Genomic DNA, 1555 nt, shown 5'->3' on the forward strand with positions numbered 1-1555 from the left:
GCGCGCGCGGGTGCGCGAAACGGGTATTCCGCTGGTGTTCGTGAATTTGATCGGCGGCCAGGATGAGCTGGTGTTCGACGGCAATTCCTTCGTCATGAATGCGCAGGGCGAAGTCACGCTGCGGGCGCCGGCATTCGCGGAGGGGATGTACGCTGTGGACCTCGCGGTCGACGCGTCGGGGGTGGTCAAGCCCCTGCCGGGCGACATCGTGCCGCTGCAAAGCCAGGAAGAGAGCGTGTATGGGGCGCTGGTGCAGGGCACGCGCGACTATGTGGACAAACATCGCTTCCCTGGTGCCGTATTGGGCTTGTCGGGCGGGGTGGATTCGGCTCTGACCTTGGTGATTGCGGTTGATGCACTGGGAGCGAACCGGGTTCATTCGGTGTCCATGCCTTCGCGCTACACCTCACAGATGAGCAAGGACGATGCCGCGCTGCAAGCGAAATGGCTCGGCGTCGAGCACAGCGAGATCTCCATCGAGGGCATGTTCGAGGCGACTCTGGGCGCGCTCAAAGAGGAGTTCGCCGGCCGCGCGCCCGACACCCCCGAGGAGAATATCCAGGCGCGCTGCCGCGGGGTGCTGCTGATGGGCATTTCCAACAAGACCGGCAAGATGCTGCTCACCACGGGCAACAAGAGCGAGATGTCGGTGGGCTATGCCACGCTGTACGGCGACATGGCCGGCGGCTTCGCGCCCATCAAGGATTGCAGCAAGTTACTGGTGTACCGGCTTTGTGCCTGGCGCAACGCGCAATCGCAGGTGATCCCGCAGCGTGTCATCGAGCGAGCGCCGTCGGCGGAGCTGCGCCACGAGCAGAAGGACACGGACAGCCTGCCGCCCTATGAAGTGCTCGACCCGATTCTCGAGGCCTTCATCGAAGAGGATTTATCGGTGGACCAGATTGCGGCGCGCGGCTTCGATCGGGCCACCGTGGGGCGCATATTGGATCTGGTGAAGCGCAATGAATACAAGCGCCGCCAGGCGCCCCCCGGCGTGCGTGTAAGCGGCAGGGCGTTCGGACGGGATTGGCGGTATCCGATTACGAGTGGCTATAAGTCGCGGTAGAAGATCTTCCTGCGATCAAATTATTCGCGTTGGAAGTATTTCCGCGCGAACGGCGCATTTTTTCGGCTCGTCGGCGAAAGCGGGCTTTTGCATACTGCGCTAGTCGGTTCGGTTTCTCGGAACTCAACGTCCGATACTCGGTTACCGCTTGGCATTCGAAGTTTTTGACATACAATCGGCATACATCGTATGATCTGGGGATCATGGGAATACTTACTGTGCGTCTCACTGAAGAGGAAGAGCGTCTACTCGCTCGGCGCTCGCGCAAAGCCGGTATGAAGAAGGCAACCTATGTGCGCCAACTGATCCGCGAAGAGCCTTTTGTCACGGCTTCCGACGTACTAACCGATGCTGCTCAGCGAATGGGTGATTCGCGTTTGCGAGTGTCGCGCAAATGAGAAAATGCCTGCTCGATTCTTCGTTTCTGATCGATTTGCTCAACGAAATGGCGGCAGGTGAGGCTGGGCCGGCGCTGGATTGGCTACGGGG

The 1555-nt window shown here is 60.5% G+C and carries 2 protein-coding genes; both read left to right on the forward strand.

Annotated features, from left to right (window positions below):
* A partial coding sequence (locus WCA53_RS17340) for an NAD+ synthase (RefSeq protein ID WP_423913032.1) occupies nucleotides 1–1066 on the forward strand: 1066 nt, incomplete at its 5' end.
* A 203-nt stretch (nucleotides 1067–1269) separates the two neighbouring features.
* On the forward strand, nucleotides 1270–1464 hold the full coding sequence (locus tag WCA53_RS17345) for a plasmid mobilization protein (protein ID WP_423913034.1): 195 nt from the start codon (nucleotides 1270–1272) through the stop codon (nucleotides 1462–1464).
* Nucleotides 1465–1555: the final 91 nt, after the last annotated feature.

The organism is Caballeronia sp. (genome assembly GCF_049581465.1).
In the GTDB taxonomy this organism is placed as follows: Bacteria; Pseudomonadota; Gammaproteobacteria; order Burkholderiales; family Burkholderiaceae; genus Caballeronia.